The sequence below is a fragment of the Marinobacter sp. SS8-8 genome, from assembly GCF_030540945.1.
Classification (GTDB): domain Bacteria; phylum Pseudomonadota; class Gammaproteobacteria; order Pseudomonadales; family Oleiphilaceae; genus Marinobacter.
Genome location: NZ_JASSVN010000002.1, coordinates 232,440 through 247,664, shown reverse-complemented (window position 1 = coordinate 247,664; position 15,225 = coordinate 232,440). Strand labels below are relative to the sequence as shown.

13 protein-coding genes and 1 pseudogene are annotated in these 15,225 nt (G+C 57.7%); 8 read left to right on the top strand and 6 right to left on the bottom strand.

Annotated features, from left to right (window positions below; genetic code table 11):
* Positions 1–12: 12 nt before the first annotated feature.
* The 3 genes from QPL96_RS03115 to QPL96_RS03105 form a co-directional block, all read right to left on the bottom strand.
* A complete protein-coding gene (locus QPL96_RS03115; RefSeq protein ID WP_303285505.1) occupies positions 13–738 on the bottom strand; it encodes a YebC/PmpR family DNA-binding transcriptional regulator in 726 nt (241 codons plus the stop codon).
* 309 nt (positions 739–1,047) lie between these two features.
* On the bottom strand, positions 1,048–1,476 hold the full coding sequence (locus tag QPL96_RS03110; protein WP_303285503.1) for an SRPBCC family protein: 429 nt from the start codon (positions 1,474–1,476) through the stop codon (positions 1,048–1,050).
* A gap of 103 nt (positions 1,477–1,579) precedes the next feature.
* Positions 1,580–2,455, bottom strand: coding sequence for an AraC family transcriptional regulator (locus tag QPL96_RS03105; protein ID WP_303285500.1), 876 nt, complete (start codon positions 2,453–2,455; stop codon positions 1,580–1,582).
* Positions 2,456–2,617: 162 nt separating this feature from the next.
* Between QPL96_RS03105 and QPL96_RS03100 the strand changes: the two genes are divergently transcribed.
* From QPL96_RS03100 to QPL96_RS03075, 6 genes are all read left to right on the top strand, one after another.
* Positions 2,618–4,111, top strand: a complete 1,494-nt coding sequence (locus tag QPL96_RS03100; RefSeq protein WP_303285499.1) for a CoA-acylating methylmalonate-semialdehyde dehydrogenase — start codon at positions 2,618–2,620, stop codon at positions 4,109–4,111.
* A gap of 99 nt (positions 4,112–4,210) precedes the next feature.
* Positions 4,211–5,377, top strand: a complete 1,167-nt coding sequence (locus QPL96_RS03095; protein ID WP_303285498.1) for an acyl-CoA dehydrogenase family protein — start codon at positions 4,211–4,213, stop codon at positions 5,375–5,377.
* Between the two features lie 61 nt (positions 5,378–5,438).
* A complete protein-coding gene (locus QPL96_RS03090; protein WP_303285497.1) occupies positions 5,439–6,218 on the top strand; it encodes an enoyl-CoA hydratase in 780 nt (259 codons plus the stop codon).
* A gap of 35 nt (positions 6,219–6,253) precedes the next feature.
* Complete coding sequence (locus QPL96_RS03085; protein WP_303285496.1) at positions 6,254–7,327, top strand: enoyl-CoA hydratase/isomerase family protein; 1,074 nt, start codon at positions 6,254–6,256, stop codon at positions 7,325–7,327.
* A 164-nt stretch (positions 7,328–7,491) separates the two neighbouring features.
* Positions 7,492–8,379 (top strand): 3-hydroxyisobutyrate dehydrogenase, encoded by an 888-nt coding sequence (gene mmsB / locus QPL96_RS03080; RefSeq protein ID WP_303285494.1) that lies wholly within the window; start codon positions 7,492–7,494, stop codon positions 8,377–8,379.
* Positions 8,380–8,581: 202 nt separating this feature from the next.
* Entirely contained in the window at positions 8,582–9,853 is a 1,272-nt protein-coding gene (locus QPL96_RS03075) for a mechanosensitive ion channel family protein (RefSeq protein WP_303285493.1), read from the top strand.
* A gap of 87 nt (positions 9,854–9,940) precedes the next feature.
* Here QPL96_RS03075 and QPL96_RS03070 read toward each other — a convergent pair.
* Positions 9,941–10,094, bottom strand: a pseudogene (locus tag QPL96_RS03070) (prepilin-type N-terminal cleavage/methylation domain-containing protein); the annotation flags it as partial.
* Positions 10,095–10,525: 431 nt separating this feature from the next.
* Between QPL96_RS03070 and QPL96_RS03065 the strand changes: the two are divergent.
* Positions 10,526–11,251, top strand: coding sequence for a TorF family putative porin (locus tag QPL96_RS03065; RefSeq protein ID WP_303285492.1), 726 nt, complete (start codon positions 10,526–10,528; stop codon positions 11,249–11,251).
* Between the two features lie 185 nt (positions 11,252–11,436).
* On the opposite strand, the gene QPL96_RS03060 is transcribed toward QPL96_RS03065, so the two are convergent.
* Entirely contained in the window at positions 11,437–12,429 is a 993-nt protein-coding gene (locus QPL96_RS03060) for an MBL fold metallo-hydrolase (protein WP_303285491.1), read from the bottom strand.
* Positions 12,430–12,752: 323 nt separating this feature from the next.
* Between QPL96_RS03060 and QPL96_RS03055 the strand changes: the two genes are divergently transcribed.
* Positions 12,753–13,181: a DUF4399 domain-containing protein gene (locus QPL96_RS03055; RefSeq protein ID WP_303285490.1), complete on the top strand. Its 429-nt coding sequence runs from the start codon at positions 12,753–12,755 to the stop codon at positions 13,179–13,181.
* A gap of 123 nt (positions 13,182–13,304) precedes the next feature.
* Here QPL96_RS03055 and QPL96_RS03050 read toward each other — a convergent pair whose 3' ends face one another.
* Positions 13,305–15,215: a 3-oxoacyl-[acyl-carrier-protein] synthase III C-terminal domain-containing protein gene (locus QPL96_RS03050; RefSeq protein WP_303285489.1), complete on the bottom strand. Its 1,911-nt coding sequence runs from the start codon at positions 15,213–15,215 to the stop codon at positions 13,305–13,307.
* Between the last annotated feature and the right edge of the window lie 10 nt (positions 15,216–15,225).

Below are 15,225 nucleotides of genomic sequence, written 5' to 3'. Positions count from 1 at the left end.
TGAGCCTCTGGCTTACTGGTCCGGCAGCTCGGCGTTGTGGAACACATTCTGCACATCGTCCAGTTCGTTCAGCATATCCAGAAATTTCTCGAACATGGGGATGTCATCGCCTTCCACCGGTGAGGTGGTCTTGGGCAGGAACTGGATTTCGTCCACCTCAAAGTCGATGCCTTCGATCACGTCTACCAAAGCCTGACGCGCCTTGGCATATTCCGTGTTTGGTGTAAAAACCGTAATCAGGCCGTCCTCGTTTTCAATGTCGGTCACGTCGACGTCCGCTTCCATCAGCGCTTCCAGGATGGCTTCCTCATCATCGCTCTTGAACGCAAAAATGGCGCTGTGATCAAACATGTGGGCAACGGTGCCCGGGGTACCGATCTTACACTTGGTCTTGGTGAAGGCCAGGCGCACGTCGCCGAAGGTGCGGTTAGGGTTGTCGGTCAGGCAGTCTACGATCACCATGCAGTTGCCCGGTCCGTAGCCCTCATAGCGCGCAGGAGAGTAGTCTTCACCGGCGCCTCCCCGGGCTTTGTCAATGGCCTTCTCGATCACGTGGGAGGGTACCTGGTCTTTCTTTGCACGGTCGATCAGCCCGCGCAGGGACAGGTTGGCCTGCGGATCGGGGCCTCCGGACTTGGCGCTCATGTAAATTTCGCGTCCGTACTTACTGTAGACCTTGGTTTTTGCTGCAGCCGTCTTGGCCATGGACTCTTTGCGGTTCTGGTAGGCTCTGCCCATTTGCGCTGCCTCTTGGTTTTCTGGAAAAGGCCGGATTTTACTCAACATTGCTGGCTGGTGACAGGGTTATTTGGCTTTGTCCGGTCGCTCAGCCTTCGGCATGGGCGCTACTTTCGGTGCGGGAGGAAGACTAATGTAACGGGACATGAATCCGGTCCGGCGGAGCGTCCTGTTGCAGGCGATTACACGTAATCGATCCAGGAGTCTGCGCGATTTTTGCCGCGCAGACTCCTGGCGGCGATAGTTATCCCGGGCCGTCAGTGCAATATCACTGATATTCCTCTGGTAGCGATTTGCTCATGCCCGCATTCAGGACAGTAGTGGCACCCGTTTGATCCCGCGGCGAATGCGCTGTTCAAGGGCCTTGCTCACCACTTTTCCGGTAAATGGCACAATGTCTTCAAAAGAGATGCTGTAGTTTACCCGGGTCCTGCCTTCCGATGTGTCTTCAAACCGGATTCGTCCCAGATGATTCCGGATCGGGCTCATGCTGGTGATGGTGTACTCAATCAGCGAATCCGGTTCGAAATTGGTGACGGTTTCTTCCAGGCCGACCGGCCCGATGCCAATCTTGCGGACCGAACCGATGCCGTTCGGATCGGCCTGGTGGCTGTCCCTGATGCGTTTGGCCGGTGCTCCCAGAAGCTTGCCAAAACGATGGTGATCGGCAAACAGGGCAAACACCTTTCTTCGGGGAATGTCGAAGGTTTCGTCAATTTCTATCCTGTACATGGCCATGGGCTCACTCTTTCTATCCACTTATCAGCCAAGACTAACTCTTTGGCTACTGCAACAAAAGTCGTAGCAGGCGGCAGGTTTCAATCTGGCCTGGAGTGCCCGGTCAGTGCCGGGCGGTATGGCGGTAATCCCGGGGTGATTGGCCCATGACTTTTTTGAAAAGCCGGGAAAAATAATAGGTGTCGTCGTAGCCCAGGCGCCGGCTGATGTCGGCAAAGCTCAGGCTGCTGGTGTCCAGCATCTGGCAGGCCCGTTCCACTTTCAGGTGCAGGAAATGCCGGATCGGAGAAGTGCCGGTCTGCTCCCGGTAGCGGGTGGCGAAATGGGCCGGAGACAGGCCGGCGAGATCCGCAAGCTGCTCCAGGCTGATGCGCTCATCCAGGTGCTCCCGCATATAGTTGTGGATGGTGTCCAGTTCCGCCTGCCGCTCGTGACCGGTCTCATCTGCGTTGATCGGGACTGCTGCCATTAGTTGCCGGAGCCGGTTGGCGGCGTGGATAAGCCCGCGAGCCCGGAAACCGGTCTGGCGTACCGATAGCAGGCCGTTAAAGTCCACCAGCAGACGTGGCTGGCGCCCCAGGTGGCGAATGCGGGTTGGGCCGTCAAACCCCATGTAATTGCGGAAATCCTCCGCCAGCGGCCCTGTGTAATGAACCCAGTGAATGGTCCAGGGGTTGTCCGGGTCCGCGGTGTAGCGGTGACCGGCTCCGGCCGGCAGAAGCAGCAGGTCACCGGCTTCCACGGTATAGGGCTGTCCCTGAATATTCAGGAACGCCTTGCCTTCGGTGCAGTAAATCAAAAGATTGTCGCGATGATGTTCCCGGTGCATGTGATGGCCCACAGCCCGCCGGTAATGGCCGAAGGCCAGGGGGTATAGATCCCGGGTCAGTGGGTGGCTGGCCAGGAGCCGGATGATTGGCTCAGGTACCACGTATCGAATGCTGTCTTTGGGCACCGGCCACTGCGAGGTTTGGGTCATGTCTGGTGTCGCCCGGGTTTTCTTTATCCAAAGATAGTCCATTACGGGCGAAATTTAGTCAATCACCCTGTTGCCGTACCCGTGCTAGTCTTTGGTTAGACGTGGCCGGGACCCAACGAGTTTCGGCTGGCTTCCCGCACAACAACAAACAGGGATATCAACATGAAAAATGTACCGCTGTATCTCGCAGGTGAGTTCGTCCAGAGCAACACCAGTGACTGGATTGACGTCACCGACCCCGCGACCAACGAAGTGATCGCCAGGGCTCCTTGCACCACAGGTGCGGAAATGCGCAAGGCCATCGAAAGCGCCGGCGAAATGTTCAAGACCTGGAAGGAAGTGCCTGTCTCCGAGCGCGCCCGGGTTATGCTGCGTTATCAGGCTCTGCTGAAAGAGCATCACGATGAAATTGCCGAAATCCTGTCCCAGGAAACCGGCAAGACCTTTGATGACGCCAAGGGCGATGTCTGGCGTGGTATCGAAGTGGTTGAACACGCCGCCAACGTCGCCTCCCTGATGATGGGCGAGACTGTTGAAAACGTAGCCCGTGAAGTGGACACCCACTCCTGGATTCAGCCGCTGGGCGTGTGCGCCGGTATTACCCCGTTTAATTTCCCGGCCATGATTCCGCTGTGGATGTTCCCGATGGCGATTGCCTGTGGTAACACCTTCATCCTGAAGCCGTCCGAACAGGATCCACTGACTCCCATGCGCCTTGCTGTGCTGTTTGAAGAAGCCGGCGCACCCAAGGGTGTTCTGCAGGTGGTTCACGGCGGCAAGGAACAGGTGGATGTCCTGCTGACTGATCCCGCCATCAGGGCCGTTTCCTTTGTGGGTTCTGTTCCCGTGGGCCGTTACATCTACGAAACCGGTACCCGCCACATGAAGCGTGTTCAGAGCTTCGCCGGCGCCAAGAATCACATGGTGATCCTGCCGGATGCTGACAAGCAGCAGGTACTCAACGCCCTGGTGGGCGCTTCTGTCGGCGCGGCGGGCCAGCGCTGCATGGCGATTTCCGTGGCCGTCTTCGTGGGCGAAGCCCAGCAGTGGATTCCGGAACTGAAGGAAGCCATGGCCAAGGTTCGTCCCGGTGCCTGGAATGACGCCGGCGCCAGCTATGGTCCAGTGATTTCCGGCAAGGCGAAAGACCGTATCGAATCCCTTATTGCCACCGGCGAGGCTCAGGGTGCCAACCTGCTGCTGGATGGCCGTGGTTGCACGGTAGACGGATTGCCGGATGGCAACTGGGTTGGCCCGACACTGTTTTCCGGTGTAACCACCGAAATGGACATCTATAACGAAGAAATCTTTGGCCCGGTGCTGTGCTGCGTGGAAACAGACACGCTTGGAGATGCTATCGAACTGGTGAACAAGAGCCCATACGGTAACGGTGTTTCCATCTTCACCAGCTCCGGTGGTGCTGCACGTCGGTTCCAGCACGAGATCGATGTAGGTCAGGTGGGTGTGAACATCCCCATTCCGGTGCCCCTGCCGTTCTTCTCGTTCACCGGTTGGAAGGGCTCCTTCTATGGCGATCAGCATGCCTACGGCAAACAGGCGGTTCGCTTCTACACCGAAACCAAAACGGTTACCTCCCGCTGGTTCTCCAGTGAGGCGACGAGCTCGGAAGCCAACTTCTCTATCCAGTTGCGTTAATTGCGTTGAAGGTGGGGTTCTTTGGGCCGGAATCCGTTTCCGGCCCCTTGTTTATTGCCCCCTTTCAATGCCAATCCTCTTTTTTTCTGGAGCGTAACGATGGACTTTAACCTCACTGAAGACCAGCAGGCGTTTCGCGAGGCGGCCCGAGCGTTTGCAGAGAAAGCCATGGCGCCGTACGCGGCAAAGTGGGACGACGGACATATCTTTCCGACGGATGTGCTCAAAGAAGCCGGAGAGATGGGCTTTATGGGCATGTACACCCCGGAAGCCCTTGGTGGCATGGGCCTGTCACGGCTGGACACCTCCGTTATCGTGGAAGAACTCGCCGCTGCCTGCCCCTCAACGGCTGCGTTTATCACCATCCACAATATGGCGACCTGGATGGTTGCCAGCTTCGCCTCGGATGACCTCAAACAGGAAATTGTGCCAAAACTGGCCAGCGGCGAATGGCTGGCGTCCTACTGCCTGACTGAACCGGGTGCCGGCTCGGATGCTGCCAGCCTTCGTACCAAGGCAGTCCGGGACGGCGACCACTATGTGATTAACGGCAGCAAGGTATTTATCTCCGGTGCCGGCGCCACCGACATCCTGGTGCTCATGGCCCGAACCGGGGCGCCGGATTCGGGTTACAAAGGCATTTCCACCTTCGTGATTCCTGCAGATGCCGATGGCGTTTCCTACGGCAAGAACGAGGAGAAAATGGGGTGGCACAGCCAGCCAACCCGGATGATCAGCCTCGAGAGCGTGCGCATCCCGGCCAGCAACCGTGTGGGCGAGGAAGGCGACGGTTTTGCAATTGCCATGAAAGGCCTGGATGGCGGGCGCCTGAACATCGCCACCTGTTCCCTCGGCGGTGCCCAGGCCGCCCTGCTGCGGGCCCGTAATTACATGCACGAGCGCGAACAGTTCGGCAAACCGCTGGCGGCGTTTCAGGCCCTGCAGTTCAAACTGGCCGACATGGCCACCAATCTGGTCGCAGCACGGCAGATGGTTCGCCTGGGTGCTTTCAAACTCGATAACACCGATCCGGAAGCAACACTGCATTGTGCCATGGCCAAACGCTTCGCCACCGACGCCTGCTTTGAGGTGGTCAACGAGGCCCTGCAACTGCATGGCGGTTATGGCTATATTAGGGAATACCCGCTGGAGCGTTACCTGCGTGACCTGCGAGTGCATCAGATCCTGGAAGGCACCAACGAAATCATGCGGCTGATTGTCGCCCGCCGTCTGCTCGAGGACGGCGTGGCCGAAGCTATTCAATAGGCATAAAGACGGGGTCAGATGAAAAGTTCATCTGACCCCATTTTCAGAAGGGGAGAATAAAATGAGCGATCTGATTCAGCTCGAAAAACGCGGACACATTGCAATACTGACCATCAACAACCCCCCGGCCAACACCTGGACCCGGGATTCCCTGATTGCCCTGATGGACACGGTTCGTGAGCTCAACGAAGACCGAAACATCTTTGCCCTGGTAATGACCGGGCAGGGCGAGAAATTTTTCTCCGCCGGTGCGGATCTGAAAACCTTCGCCGACGGTGACAAGGCCCGGGCCAATGAAATGGGCCAGCTGTTTGGTGAGGCGTTTGCGACCCTCAGCCGATTCCGGGGTGTGTCGGTCGCGGCGGTCAATGGCTATGCCATGGGTGGCGGCCTTGAGTGCGCCATGGCCTGCGATATCCGTATTGCCGAGGAGCATGCCCAGATGGCCTTGCCGGAAGCGTCTGTAGGCCTGCTGCCTTGTGCCGGTGGTACCCAGAACCTGCCCTGGCTGGTGGGTGAAGGTTGGGCTAAACGCATGATCCTGTGTGGAGAGCGCGTAAATGCGGATACCGCCCTGAGAATCGGCCTGGTAGAGGAGGTGGTGCCCTCCGGCAAGGGGCTCGAAAAGGCCCTGGCGCTGGCGGAAATGGCCTGCAAACAGAGCCCGTCTTCCACTGCCCGCTGCAAGACCCTGGTGATGAGCGCCCGCGACGGTCGCAGCCATGACGACGGCTGGCGTATGGAACGGGAACTGTTTGTTGAGCTGTTCTCCACCGAAGACCAGAAAGAAGGCGTGAATGCGTTTCTCGACAAACGCAAGCCGGAATGGAAAAACCGCTGAGGCCGGCACCCTGAACGCTGGCTCAAGGATCTGTTATGAGTGATCACCCCATTATCTTTGAAGAGTGGAAAACAGGCTGCGGCGCGCTGATTGCCGTGGCCAGGCTGAACATGCCGAAGACGCTGAACTCGCTGTCCCTGGAGATGATTCGCCTGCTGACACCACAGCTGAAGCGGTGGGCAGAGGATCCGGCCATTCAGGCAGTCTGGCTTGAAGCTGAAGGCGATAGGGCGTTCTGTGCCGGTGGCGACATTGTCGCCCTGTATCGCAGTATGACCGAGCCCCAGGCTGCCAGCGAAGGTGAAGCGTTCTTCACCGAGGAATATGAGCTGGATCACCTGATCCATACCTTCCCGAAGCCCATCGTTTGCTGGGGCCATGGCATTGTGATGGGGGGCGGTATGGGCATCATGCAAGGCGCGTCCCACCGGGTAGTGACTGAAGGCTCGAAACTCGCCATGCCGGAAATCAGTATTGGCCTCTATCCGGATGTTGCCGCTGGCTGGTTCCTGAACCGCACCCCCGGCCGTACCGGGCTGTTCCTGGGCCTGACCGGTACTCGCCTCAACGGCGCGGACGCCCTGTTTACCGGCCTGGCGGATCGGTTTATCCGGCACGATCTGAAAGCGGAGGTGGTAGCAGAACTGTGCAAACGCAACTGGCAGGACGAGGAAGCCCACGCCGTGGTCGGTAGTGTGCTCCGGCAGTTTGAGCGCCAGAGTGGCGACGCCATACCGGAATCGCCGGTGCGTACCCATTTTGATGAGATTAACCGGGTTACGGATGCCGATTCCCTGGAAACGACCGTCAGCCAGTTGAAAGAACTGTCCGGTGGCGACGGATGGGTGGCGAAAGCGACCCGTTCCCTTGCCGGCGCCTCACCGACCTCCCTGGCCCTGGTCTGGCGCCACCTGCACGGCTGCAAACACGACAGCCTGAAAGAGGTGCTCGATAAGGAACTGGCGCTTTCCCGGAAATGCCTGACAAAAGGGGAATTTGCAGAGGGTATCCGTGCGCTTCTGATCGATAAGGACCAGCAGCCGCGTTGGCGCTATGCATCCCTTGCCGAGATGGACAGTGCCTGGATCGACGACTTTGTTACCCGGTAGCAGGCCTGTTGTCGGATTACGCTGCGCTGACCCGAGCTGTGGGAAACTGGCGCTGAATGTAGGTCGATAAGCAAAGCCGTAATCCGACAAACGTTGGCAAGAGAGCTCAGGGCTGCCGATAGGGCAAGTCCTACGAATCAAACACAAGAATAAGGGGAAAAGACATGGCAATAATTACCTTCATTGGCCTTGGCAACATGGGCGGCCCCATGGCCAGCAACCTCGTTAAAGCGGGCCACGACGTCACTGTGTTCGATCTTTCGAAAGATGCCGTTGCCGCCCTGGTGTCCGAAGGCGCAAAAACTGCCGACACCGCCCACGAAGCGGCCAATGGCGCCGAGTGTGTCATCACCATGCTACCCGCCGGGCAACATGTGGAAGCCGTATACCTGGGGGACGATGGTCTGCTGGCCAATCTGCCGGCCGGTACCCTGGTGATCGATTCCTCCACCATCGCGCCGGAAACAGCCCGTGGTGTGGCCGAGGCCGCAAAAGCGAAGGATATTCCGTTCCTGGATGCACCGGTTTCCGGCGGGGTAGGCGGTGCCAAGGCAGGCGCGCTGACGTTTATCTGCGGCGGTGCGGAAGAGACCTTCAACAAGGCAAAGCCCATCCTGGAAGCCATGGGCAAGAACATCTTCCACGCCGGTGAGCATGGTTCCGGCCAGGTCGCCAAGATCTGCAACAACATGCTGCTGGCGATCCTGATGGCCGGCACCAGTGAAGCACTGGCTCTGGGCGTGAAGAACGGCCTCGATCCGGCGGTACTGTCTGAAATCATGAAGCAGAGCTCCGGCGGCAACTGGGCCTTGAACGTCTATAACCCCTGGCCGGGTGTAATGGAAGGTGTGCCGGCATCCCGCGGCTATGAGGGCGGCTTCCTGGTAAACCTGATGAACAAGGATCTGGGCCTGGCTTTCGACAACGCGGTGAAGAACCACGCGGCGATCCCCATGGGCTCGCTGGCCCGCAACCTGTTTGAGCTCCATGCCGGGCAGGGCAATGGCACGCTGGACTTTTCCAGCATCCAGCGGCTTTACAAACCCGAGTAATGTGAAATCGGGGTCAGATGAAAATGGGGTCAGATGAAAAGTTCATCTGACCCCATTTTCATCTGACCCCATGTTCGCGAGGCCCAATCACCCCTGTAACGGAAACTCGAGACAGAGTTATTTTTGGGGTCCTATACTGTAAAGAGGCTGAATGCTGCCAAGTGCGGCCAGTTACTGAATTCTCGTTGCTCGGGAGTTGTCGATGGTGGAAAACTGGCAGGATTTGCTGGTGGCCATGCAGGAACTAAGCCTGCTGGATGTCATCCCGCAGGCTGCGGTTCTGGTGTTTGCGGGGATGGCCGCGTTTTATTTGCATCATCTCATTGCCCGGCTTACCGCTGTCGATTCCAAGGGCATGCGACACTTTACGCAACGCACCATTCAGCGCCTTGCCTTTCCAATCTCAATGCTGCTGGTGGTTCTGCTGGGTCGCGCGTCACTCGCCGCGCTGAATCAGGCCCATTGGGCCCTGGATCTGGCTGTCCCGCTGCTGATCTCGTTCGCCCTCATTCGCATCCTGGTTTATATGTTGCGCAAGGGGATGCGAAGCGGACCCTTGGTCAAGGCTTCGGAAAATATAATCAGTACTCTCATCTGGCTGGTGGTGGGTCTGCATCTCGTGGGCTTGCTACCCGGATTGCTTGAGGCCATGGATAGCCTGGCCATCTCCGTGGGCGACCTGCGCATATCCCTGTTGGCGGTCATCAAGCTACTCCTGCTGATGGGCCTTTTGTTAGTGGTTGCCGTATGGCTCTCGGGCATTATTGATCGGCGACTGTCCCGGTTGCCGTATCTGAGCCCTGGCGCGGCCGTGGGTTTTTCCAAAGTCAGCAAGCTGGTGCTGATCACCATCGCTGTACTGTCGGTTCTTAACCTGGTCGGTATTGATCTCACGGCGCTCGCGGTGTTCGGCGGTGCCCTGGGTGTTGGCCTGGGCTTCGGCCTGCAGCGTATTGCCAGCAATTTCATCAGCGGTTTTATTCTTGTGTTCGACCGCTCGATTCGCCCCGGTGATGTGGTCAGTGTCGGTGAGAAGTTCGGCTGGGTGGTCGCACTGCATGCCCGCTACGTGGTGGTGCGCAACCGCGACGGCGTGGATACGCTCATTCCCAACGAAAACCTTATTACCACTGAGGTGATTAACTGGTCTTATTCGGACCCCAACGTACGCCTGAAGATCCCGGTTTCGGTAAGCTACAGTGATGACGTGGAGCTTGCCATGGCCATCATGTTGGAGATCGCCCGGGAGCACCCCCGGGTGATTTCGGAGCCGGAGCCAGTGTGCCGGTTAACGGAGTTCGGCGACAACGGCATTCATCTGGAAGCGCGGGTCTGGGTCGCAGACCCGGAAGCAGGTTTCGGTAGTGTACGCTCTGACATCAATCTGGAGATCTGGCGCCGATTCAAGCAAGAAGGCATCACCATCCCATTCCCGCAACAAGACCTTTACATCAAGGAAATGCCAGAGAAGTAATCATGGGAAAGCCGGGACAGAACTATTTAATCTAATCGCCCTTTCGATTTGTGCGGTATATCGTTTGAGTTGCAGTGTGCCGAATTCCTCAAGGGTGGCAATGCGGGCGTCAGAGCCGAGATCCGCAAAGCGTGGCAAGGCAAAGGCGGCGAGAACCCCCAGAATGACAATAACTACGACCAACCAACTCAATCAAAGTAAAGCCCTGTGTGGGTGCATTTACCGCCGGGTTGTGGCACAGGCTGCTCTGCCTGAGATCGACCAATGCTGTGCTCCCTTGGATTGTTGAGTCACGATGAGGCTGTTGAAAACCGGAACAGATCTGGTTCTGTGCATTCTCTCTCGGATCACAGCCAATGCGAGCGACTACCGACGCTTGGGCCGAATAAACGCCTCAGTCAATATACGCAAATCTTGCCTCAAAGTGTCCGAAAAAAGGGTCGACGAATCCACCTGCATGGCCTTGGGCTTATCATAAGGGGCGCCGCACTAAAACAGATCCCCGTTGCGCAATTATGGTGCGCCTAGATTGAGCCTGAATAATGCAGGCCCCGATAAAATAATTCAAGTTATTGTAAAATAAACAAATTAATGATTGGTACAATTTATGCTTTTTGCTAGTACTGTGCTTTTGAGCGACATGTTTCTTTTCACCAATTAGAGAGTTCATCCATGACCAATCATAAATCCATCAAAGCAACGGTACTGGGCACTGCGGCGGCAGCATCATTTTTACTCAGCGGCGCGGCATCGGCCGAAGTAACGGCGAATGTTAGCGCACTCTCCAACTATATCTTCCGCGGTACGACGTATTCAGGAGACAGTGCCGTTGTCCAGGGTGGTATCGACTGGGGCCACGACTCCGGTATTTATGCCGGTACCTGGGCCTCCACACTGGGTGATGCGGGTCTCGGTGGTGGTGAGGTGGATTTCTATGCCGGTTTCGCCGGCGAGGCGGGCGCTCTCGGTTATGATCTGGGCGTGCTGACCTACCAGTACACCTCATTTCCAAATACCAATTACACAGAGGCTTATGTTTCCGGAACCTACGGCGTGATCACGGTTGGCCTGAACTACACGATTGATGCCGGTTCCGCCAACAAAGATAAGGCGTTTGACGAGGGTGATATCTATTTCTTCGGCAGCGCGGATTTTACCGCGGGTGCCGTGGATATCAGTCTCTATGCCGGTCGTTATGACTACACCAATGACGGCAAGTACGGTAACGGTGATATCAGCTACAACCATGTTGGCGCCAGTATCAGCAAGGATGGCTTCAGCTTTGCCATTGACAAGAGCGATGTCGAACCAACCAATAGTGCAGTGGGTGGTTTATCGCCCAATATGGATGCCGTTCGCTTCACGGTGGGCTATGGTCTTGATTTCGACCTGATGTAAGGGGCTTGACGGCAGTATTCATCCTTATAAAAGATGGCCGTCCCCGACTGAGTGGGGGCGGCGTTAGTGACGACTAATGCCATTGGGCGCAGAGGCCATCCGCCCAGCCGGCGTACTTCAAAAACCGGGGCAGATCTATTTTTCAGAATCTGGGACAGCGTTGTGTTTGACGGTTTTCCCGTTAATCACTGCCGCGACCACACTTCCCCATGCTGCATTACCCGGAAGGCCAACTCACTTATGCCCTGTCTCTCCAGCGCCAGCCGCAGTCGCCGGGGTGGCTCGTCCATGGGTTCGTCGGTCAGCACGAACGTGCCCCAGTGCATGGCTACCGACTGGCGGGCGCCAATATCCTGGTGAATCCTGACCGCCTCTTCCGGCGCCACGTGCACCGGGGCCATGAACCAGCGCGGGTCGTAGGCGCCGATGGGTAGCAGCGCCAGATCAATGGGCGCAAACAGCTCGCCAATGTCGCGAAACACCTGACCATAACCGGTATCACCGCCGAAATAGAACCGGAAGCCGTCCATTTCCAGCAGCCAGCTACACCACAGCGAGGTGTTGGTGTCGGTGGCGGTTCGTCCGCTGAAGTGTTGGGCTGGCAGGCAGAATACTTCATTTTTGCCGGCCAGGGGCGTCGATTGCCACCAGTCCAGCTCCACCAGATTGTGGATACCGCGCTTCTCGAACCAGCGTCGCAGCCCCTTGGGAATACAGAAACAGAGGTTAGCGCCAAAACGTTGGTGCAACTGGCGCACCGTTGCTTCGTCGAGATGGTCGTAGTGATTGTGGGAAATCAGTACCAGGTGGATCGGCGGCATTTCCGCCACCGTCAGGGCGGGTGGCGTGAACCGTCTCGGCCCGACCAACCGGAAAGGGCTGGCACGGTCCGACAACACCGGGTCGGTCAGTACGTTCAGACTCCGATGCTGGAACAGGAATGACGCATGCCCCAGCCAGACCAGTTGTGGCTTTGCCGGCGGGTTCATCAGCAAGTGGCCATCCGGACGCAGCAGCGTGTAGCGTTTACCCTGCGGGAAACGGCGGCCGGGGGCCAGTTGCCAGCGCAGGAAATCCCCCAGGCCATGGCGGGGCACAGGCTCCAGGTTTCGATATTTGCCCCGGTGGAAATGAGGTTCTGCGGCAAGGGCTGCCAGGCGTTCACGGTCGATGGTCATGGATCGGGCTCACTGATGATGTCGAAAAACGGGACAGATTTATTTTTTATTCTGTGACCAACGGTCGGATTTCGCCAAATCAGAATCTGGTTTTCGGTTACAGAAAAAATTTGGACATTTGACCAAGGCGTTTGATCTTGGGTTCAACATCGTGACCCCGTAATCCATAACGCCTTCACGCCTGCGCGTTTAGGCTGAAGGCGTAGTAGAAAACCGGGATCTATTTTCTGAGTGTTTGCCGGGTTGAGTCTGGTTGAAGCAGGTAACGATACTCCATTTCGCCGACTATACTGACATTTCGCGAATTTAAAGGAGAACGTGAAATGAACAAGATCGCAATCACCTTATTGTCAGCTCTGTTGATCGCGCCAGTAAACGCGTTCGCTAAGAGCGTGGTGTCAGATGCCCCGGAAAATGCCGAAGTGTATTTTGTTCAGCCAAGCGATGGCGCAACGGTTGAGGGCACCATCAAAGTCGTGTTTGGGTTGCGGAATATGGGCGTCGCGCCGGCGGGTGTCGATAAAGCGGGTACCGGCCATCACCATTTGTTGATCGATACTGAGGTGCCGTCCGATTTGAGCAAGCCGCTTCCAGCCACCGATCAAATCAAGCATTTCGGCGGAGGGCAAACAGAAACCGAGATTACGCTGCAGCCTGGCAAGCACACTTTGCAGTTGTTACTGGGCAATTATGCGCACGTGCCGCACAGTCAGCCGGTCGCCTCTGAGCAGATCACGATCACGGTTGAATAATTTAGCGCGGGGTTTAGGGGCAGACGGTTTAGGGGCAGGCAGGCACGGGTAATCATGCCCGGTTCTTTGCGCAACTCCAGAAGGCGCAACAGAAACGACTCGTCAGTTCGCTGAAACGAGAATTTATTCGTGGAACGCCTCCTTGATATCTTCAATCGAGGAATGCGCCTTCATCGACGATGGGCTCATGGCGAGGGTGGTGGTCACCTCTGGCGCGACCAACGCCGGGTCCAGCGAGAGGATGACGTAGCCACCGACGGCGCCGGCACCGAAGCCCGGAGTGAAAACCAGCGACCGTTTGCTGATCGCCCCGTCGAAGACGGCGTCGGCCAGCGCGATGGGGATGCTCGCCGCAGAGGCGTTGCCGACCTCGGCGATGTTGAAGTAAATGTCCTTGGCGTCGATTCCCTGGGGCTCGGCGATCTCTATGATCATTGTCTTGTTGGCTTGATGGGGTACGATTATGTCGATCTCAAGCCCGAGTTCGGAAAGCTCGTCCATCATTTGGTTCAGGTAGCGCTTGACCAACGCCTTGACCTCGGGGCCATAGACTGTGATGTCGTTGTCGAAATCGTGATTCGGCCAGATGATGGAGTTCACCTGACTGGCGGGGCCGCTCGCATAGGTCTGGACCACATGAATGTCACGTTCACCGTCGGACGGCGCGATCACCACGGCGGCGGCCCCGTCGCCAAAGATCATCCGCGACGGTCGGGCATTGCCGATCTTGTCCGAGAACTTCTCGGCCATGACCAGCAGGACCGGACGTTCGATCTCCCGCAGCAGGCGAGCCGCCTCGGCGACGCCATACGGGAACCCGGCGCACGCGGCGACGATGTCGGCCGAGCAATGGGTCTGCATGATGCCTAACTGGCCTGAGAGCCAGGTGGCTGTCGACGGAATCAGCCGGCTCGAGGTACAGGAGCAGAACAGCACCGCACCGATCTCCTCGGACCGGCGACCGGCATGCTTCATCGCTGCCCGCGCGGCCTCAAGGGCGATATTCTCCAGTGGTTCGGCGGTATAACGGCGCCGTTCGATGCCGGTTTTGTCGGCGATTTCCGCCGCGCTCATCGGCGACCATGAGGATGGGGAGTTCCGGACCACATCCTCGTTTGAGCAGATGACCTCACCCTTGCGGACGGCCAGCGCCTCGATCTTCGGCTGGATCGGCGCATCGTCGCCAATCACCACCGGCGGATAGGGTCTCACGGGCTCGACGGCAGGATCTGGCGTCGGCGCCTGCTTGGCACCGGTGGTACCACTCTTTTCGTGGTTGATGAAGTCGAGCACGTGGCGGTTTTTCGGATAATACAGCACGACGATGTCGTCATCCTGCATCTCTGCCAACGGCTTCAGCCTGGCCTGGCTCCGCTCCCATGGGTGCTGGTTGTGCAGCACCATCGCCCAGCGCCGGAGCGCCTCAAGTTCCGCCTGCTCGTCTGAGACATCAAGGATGTCGTCGACACTGTAGCGCGGGTGGTCGGGATTATAGTCACCGAGGGTGGTCGTCTTGGCATCGGCCGTGGCGAGCGCCTCGGCAATCGTGGCCTTGATCGGCGGGAGTGACGCTGCGAGATGGAGCTTGTTTGAGAAGCCGTCAAAGAGCATGTCGAAAAGCTCGTCCTCAGCCGCTTCGTTCCACTTCGCCGGCAGCTGCGCGTAGGTTTCGCGGACACTTGCGGACTTGGCTTCCCGCCCCTCCCAGGTTTGCAGCAGAGACACGAAGACATCGTCGCGGGTCCGCGGGACATCGCGCCAGCGCATCGGTTGCTTGTCGTACATCACCAGCGCGTAACGGTTCGCCCAGAAAAGGTGCAGGCCGATGTCGCGCAGCAGGTCATAGCGTGTTGTATAGCCTCCCGCAGCCGCCCGCTCGGCGATTTCGGTGCCAGTCGGAGCCTTCACTTCGAAGTCGCGCCGAATGATCGCCTTCAACTGGTTGAGATCGGTAATGATCGAGAAGTCGAGCTCGGTAAAGATGCTTGAGGGAAACACCAGCTTTCCATGTTTGTTCAGTCGAAACGGTTTCATGAATGCTCCT

Coding starts and splice junctions, on each gene's coding strand:
- QPL96_RS03115 (WP_303285505.1), bottom strand. CDS start 738: ATGGGCAGAGCCTACCAGAACCGCAAAGAGTCCATGGCCAAGACGGCT.
- QPL96_RS03110 (WP_303285503.1), bottom strand. CDS start 1,476: ATGGCCATGTACAGGATAGAAATTGACGAAACCTTCGACATTCCCCGA.
- QPL96_RS03105 (WP_303285500.1), bottom strand. CDS start 2,455: ATGACCCAAACCTCGCAGTGGCCGGTGCCCAAAGACAGCATTCGATAC.
- QPL96_RS03100 (WP_303285499.1), top strand. CDS start 2,618: ATGAAAAATGTACCGCTGTATCTCGCAGGTGAGTTCGTCCAGAGCAAC.
- QPL96_RS03095 (WP_303285498.1), top strand. CDS start 4,211: ATGGACTTTAACCTCACTGAAGACCAGCAGGCGTTTCGCGAGGCGGCC.
- QPL96_RS03090 (WP_303285497.1), top strand. CDS start 5,439: ATGAGCGATCTGATTCAGCTCGAAAAACGCGGACACATTGCAATACTG.
- QPL96_RS03085 (WP_303285496.1), top strand. CDS start 6,254: ATGAGTGATCACCCCATTATCTTTGAAGAGTGGAAAACAGGCTGCGGC.
- mmsB (WP_303285494.1), top strand. CDS start 7,492: ATGGCAATAATTACCTTCATTGGCCTTGGCAACATGGGCGGCCCCATG.
- QPL96_RS03075 (WP_303285493.1), top strand. CDS start 8,582: ATGGTGGAAAACTGGCAGGATTTGCTGGTGGCCATGCAGGAACTAAGC.
- QPL96_RS03065 (WP_303285492.1), top strand. CDS start 10,526: ATGACCAATCATAAATCCATCAAAGCAACGGTACTGGGCACTGCGGCG.
- QPL96_RS03060 (WP_303285491.1), bottom strand. CDS start 12,429: ATGACCATCGACCGTGAACGCCTGGCAGCCCTTGCCGCAGAACCTCAT.
- QPL96_RS03055 (WP_303285490.1), top strand. CDS start 12,753: ATGAACAAGATCGCAATCACCTTATTGTCAGCTCTGTTGATCGCGCCA.
- QPL96_RS03050 (WP_303285489.1), bottom strand. CDS start 15,215: ATGAAACCGTTTCGACTGAACAAACATGGAAAGCTGGTGTTTCCCTCA.